We start from the raw sequence: 5,530 nt of genomic DNA on the forward strand, positions 1-5,530 counted from the left end.
AATCCGCCAGAAGGCGGATGAAGAATCTCGAAAACATTGACATAAAAGACTTCGTGTCATTCTGAGTCCGCCAAAGGCGGACGAAGAATCTCTAAAAATTCTTTGCGCGCTCTACGGTTTCATTAATTTAACCGTAGAGAGTGCAAAGAAGGTACAAAGGTTTATAAAAAGAATTTAGAGTTATGGTAAATTGTTTACAATAAAAAAATCGAAAAAGCTTCCCAATTCATCTTCACATTTATTTTGGATATATCGAAAATCAGTATTGATATTTAATCCACTTAATAACTTCTGACCATTTTGGTTTTTTGCCTGTTCTTAAAATTCCTACATGATAAATTTTGCCTGCAAGAGGGAATATTGCAACAATAGTTAAGACATTCAAAACTATTGAAGTTATCAATTGCCATAGAGGAACATCAATCAAGCTCATTCTTGCTGGCATTACAATTACCGATGCAAATGGAAACATTGATGCAATTTCTGCATAAGGTTTATTTGGATTTTCCATTATCGACATTGAAATAAAAAATGGAATTATAATCAACATAATTATTGGAGTTGTACCAGAAGATGCATCCTGAGGATTATCGAATATTGCGCCTACAGTTGCAAAGAGTGAAATAAATAAAATTAAACCAATGAAAAAGTTTGTTAAGACATAAATCACAACTTCAGGTTTTATATTTAGAACAATTTCTTCTGGAAGTGTTAACCAAGCAGAAGAAGCAACAGCCATAATAGTTATAAGCCATATTCCCATTTGAACTACACCTGTTATTGTTGCACCTAAAATTTTTCCTGTCATCAATTCTCTCGAGCTAACAGATGAAAGAATTATTTCTACAATTCGATTTCCTTTTTCTTCAATTACTGATTGCATAGTAGTCTGTCCAACAAGAAGCAAACTTATATACAATAAAAATGTGAATGCATAAGCAAGAACCAAATTACCATAACCTTCTTCTCGAATATTTTCATCTTTAGAAACTTTGAAACCTGCAAAGTCAATTCCTCTACGTGCAAAATCAAGCTCCTCCTGTGTTAATGTTCTATTCATAAAATATGCATCAATAAGAACTTTGTTAATAGGTCCTTCAAGCTCACGAGAAAGAGAAATATTTTGCGGCGACTTCGAATAGTATTCAATCTTTTTATCTTTCATCGCAGTTGATGGAATAAAAATTATTCCTGTTAATTTTTCTTCTGTAATATCCTCACGTTTCCGTTTTAAATATTGATTAAACTCATCTCTTGTCATCGAGCTGTAAACAAAGCGATAATTTTTGTTTGTCACAAAATCTGCTTGATTAAATTCATCTTCGAATTTTGAAATCAAATCCGGATTTTCTGTAATTAACTCAAATTTCAGATTCTTGCTTTCTGTAGAATAGAGCAATGCTTGAATGCCCACCATAAATACAATTAATCCTGGTATCAGCAATGTCATTACAATAAAAGTTTTTGAAAAAAGTCTTTCTTTTAATTCTCTTTTTACTACTGCTAAAACTCTGTAGTTAATCATTTTTATCCCTCAATTTTTTGAAATGGAATTTTTGTTTTCTTCATCTTTCCCTACGAGCTCTACAAAAATTTCATGAAGTGAAATATCGTTAGCATCAAATTTTTTTATGACAACATTTTTTTCAATCAATAATTTTAATAATTCTTGAGTTTGATTTACATCTTTTACACGAATGCCCGTTGTATTTCCAAAGTTTTCAATCTTTTCAACTATTGGATGATTTTTTAAGAATGAGATATCACCTTCATAAGTTAAGCTTACATTTCTTTTTGCATATTTTGATTTTATTTCATCAAGCGAGCCTTTAAGAACAAGTTTTCCGTGGTCAATCATTGCAATGTAATCGCACATTTTTTCTGCATAGTCTATCAAGTGAGTTGAAAGAATTATTACTTTTCCTTTCGATTTCATTTCGAGAATAATATCTTTAAGAAGATTTGTATTAATTGGGTCAAGTCCGGAAAAAGGTTCATCAAGAATAATAAAATCCGGTTCATGAAGAATTGTAGCAATAAATTGAATCTTCTGTTGATTTCCTTTTGATAAATCTTCTATCTTAGATAATCTTCGATCGTAGAGTTCAAATCTTTTGAGATATTCTTCTGCTCGTTTTGTTATTTCTTTTCCTGATTTACCTTTTAGTTCAGCGAAATATAATAGTGTGTCAATGACTTTCATTTTTTTGTAAAGTCCTCTTTCTTCTGGAAGATAGCCGACTTTGTTTTTAAATTCCTGACCAACCTTTGCCCCTTTTAATACAACTTCTCCTTGGTCAGGAAGATAAATTCCCATCATCATTCTAATTGTTGTTGTTTTTCCGGCACCATTTCTTCCAAGCAAGCCAAATATTGAACCATCAGGAATTTCGAATGAGACATTATCAACTGCAACTATGTTTTGAAATCTTTTTGTAAGATTTTTTACTTCGAGTGAATATGTAATCATATGCCGCCCACTTTTATTATAAAATGAATACTAATTCTAAATGAAGTATTTACAAAATTAATTAATAACTTTGAGTAATATTTTTAATTTCTCGCAAAGCTGCAATGTTTTTCTTTGCGTCTTGGCAAGAAATTACTTCTAAATTCTTCGGTCATGTCGTTCTGAGTCCGCCAAAGACGGACTCCTCAGAAAGACAATATTCAAAAGTCATTCTGAAAATCTCAATTAAACAAATAGATTCTTCGGTCGTCCCGCATTTTTGGCGGGACTCCCTCAGAATGACGTAAAAGTTTAATACTTAGGATAAAAAAGAAAACATTGTGTCATTCTTGAGCCCGCCAAATGCAGATGAAAAATCTCTAAAAATTCTTTGCGCGCTCTGCGGTTTCATTAATTGAACCGCAGAGAGCGCTAAGATACAAAGTGTTAACTTTTCACTACCAAATTTTAACTATTTTATCATCAGGATTTCTCATTGGGTCGCCAGGCTTAACATCAAATGCTTCAAAGAATTCTGGCATATTCATAAGAGGACCATTAACTCTTTGCACTGCAGGTGAATGAACATCTGTTTTAACCTGAAGTTTAAGAGCTTCGGGTCTAATGTTAGTAGCCCATACTTGAGCCCAGCCAAGGAAGAATCTTTGAGCTGGAGTAAATCCATCAATCAATTCACCTTTTTTATATTGTTCTGTTTTCTTAAAAGCTGCAAATGAAATTGTTAGTCCTCCTAAATCTGCAATGTTTTCTCCAAGAGTTAAAGCACCATTAACTCTAAAAGTATCAATGACAACAAAGTTATTATACTGTTCAACTAATTTTTGTGCGCGTGCCTGAAATTTTTCGTTATCTTCTTTTGTCCACCAATCTTTTATATTTCCTTTTTCATCATACTTTCGTCCTTGGTCATCAAAGCCGTGAGTAATTTCGTGACCAATAACAGTACCCATTGCACCATAATTAATTGCATCATCAGCTTGAGGATTGAAAAACGGAGGCTGAAGGATTCCAGCTGGAAAAGTAATATCATTTCTTGTTGGAGAATAAGATGCATTAACTGTTTGTGGCGTCATAGTCCATTCAGATTTATCAACAGGTTTACCAAGTTTTTTCAAGTTTTCTTTTCTTGCCCATTCAGCTGCTCTTCTTAAATTTTTGAAATAAGAATCGCGAGCAATTTCAAGTTCTGAATAATCTTTCCACTTATCTGGATAACCAATTTTAACTCCAAAAGTGCTTAGTTTTGTTAGAGCTTTTTGTTTTGTTTCATCACTCATCCAATCAAGATTTTTAATACTCTCTTCCATTGCAGCAAGTAAGTTTTTCACAATTGATTTTGCTTTTTCTTTTGCTTCTGGAGGAAAAACTTTTTCGACATAAATTTGACCAAGCAGTTCTCCCATAGTTCTGTTCAAACTTCCAAGAACTCTTTTCCATCTTGGTTCCATTGCCTGCTGACCACGCAGGAATTTGTTTTCGAATTCAAATTGTTCTTTAACAAATTTTGAACTAAGCGCTCCTGCAGATGAACGCAGAACATTCCACTTTAAATATATTTTCCAATCATTCAATGGAACTTGATTTATTAATTCTGATGCACCTTTAATAAATTTCGGTTGATTAACAACTACAACATCAATCTTATCAATACCTAATTTTTCAAAATATTTATCCCAGTTAATTTCTTCTGAAATTGATTTCAAATTATTAATTGTCATTTTGTTATAAGTTTTATATGGGTCGCGGTTTTCAAGTCGTGTATTTGAAACTTTTGCAAGTTTTGTTTCAATATCCAATACAATTTGAGCATACTTATTTGCGGTCTCATCATCAACATCAATCAACTTAAACATATTTGTTACATGCTGAATATATCTTTGTCGAATTTCTTTAGAACGATTATCTTCTTTAGTATAGTATTCAACATCAGGCAAGCCTAATCCGCCCTGTGAAATTATTCCAATATTTAAATCGCTTTTCTTTGCATCGGCATTTACAAAAAAGTTAAATAAAGCTGGCATTCCTGTTAAATGGAAATCTGCTATAGTTTCGATAATATTTTTTTTGCTTGTTATGTTATCAATTTTTTGAAGATATGGTTTGATAGGATCATAACCTGCTTTTTCGATTCTCAAAGTATCCATTCCAGTTGCAAAGAAATCACCAATTTTTTGTTGAGCTGTTCCCTTTTGCAAATTTTTATTTGCTGCAAGTTCTTCAACTATTGATTTTAATATTTTGTTATTTTCTTCTTCAAGAATTGAGAACGAGCCCCAGCGTGTTTGGTCTTCTGGAATTGGATGATTCTTTGCCCAGTTGCCAACTGCAAATTGATAAAAATTTTGTGAAGGAGAAACATTTTTGTCAAGACTGCTTAAATCGAAACCTTTTGATTTCCATGAGTTATTTTGTGCATTGATAGATATTGATAATAATAAAACAAAAAACGATAGGAAAATTTTTTTGTTCATAAAAACCTCGAAAGATTTTTTTAATAACGTTGATTAAGACGATTAAAGAAATTAATCGTTTTATTTTTAGTAAAATTAACACAAAATATTTTGGAGAAAAAATAAAATTTCATGCTGAACGAGAAAGATTTGTTTTGAATTGTGTTTGTTTGTATGTAATTTTTTTTGTCTTGGTAATAAATATCTACGAGATTCTTTGAGTACGTGTTGGTTTCATTTTTTTTGAACACAGATAAATACAGATTTACCAGATTTTCTCTGTTTTCAGATTCTTTAATCGATATAAAAAATTTCATGTCGTTCTGAGTCCGCCAAAGACGGACTCCTCAGAAAGACAATATTCAAAAGTCATTCTGAAAATCTCAATTAAATAAATAGATTCTTCGGTCGTCCCGCATTTTTGGCGGTGACTCCCTCAGAATGACTGAAAAGTTTAAAACTTATGATAAAAAAGAAAACATTGTGTCATTCTGAGTCCGCCATAAGGCGGATGAAGAATCTCTATAAATGTTATTGCAAAACACTCTTAATTTATTTTTCATTTCTCGCAAAGCCGCAAAGTTTTTCTTTGCGAACTTTGTGGTTTCAA

General features: G+C 31.9%; 3 protein-coding genes. All 3 read right to left on the bottom strand.

Translation table 11 applies throughout. From position 1 onward, the window contains the following. Window positions 1-259: 259 nt before the first annotated feature. Window positions 260-1,525 carry an ABC transporter permease gene (locus AC27L2_RS13630; protein ID WP_487212319.1) on the bottom strand — a complete coding sequence of 422 codons (1,266 nt, stop codon included), beginning with the start codon at window positions 1,523-1,525 and terminating at the stop codon, window positions 260-262. Window positions 1,526-1,534: 9 nt separating this feature from the next. Continuing rightward, complete coding sequence (locus AC27L2_RS13635) at window positions 1,535-2,470, bottom strand: ABC transporter ATP-binding protein (protein WP_487212320.1); 936 nt, start codon at window positions 2,468-2,470, stop codon at window positions 1,535-1,537. Between the two features lie 437 nt (window positions 2,471-2,907). Next, complete coding sequence (locus tag AC27L2_RS13640; RefSeq protein WP_487212321.1) at window positions 2,908-4,941, bottom strand: M13 family metallopeptidase; 2,034 nt, start codon at window positions 4,939-4,941, stop codon at window positions 2,908-2,910. Between the last annotated feature and the right edge of the window lie 589 nt (window positions 4,942-5,530).

The sequence above is a fragment of the Rosettibacter sp. KY25 genome, assembly GCF_057554405.1.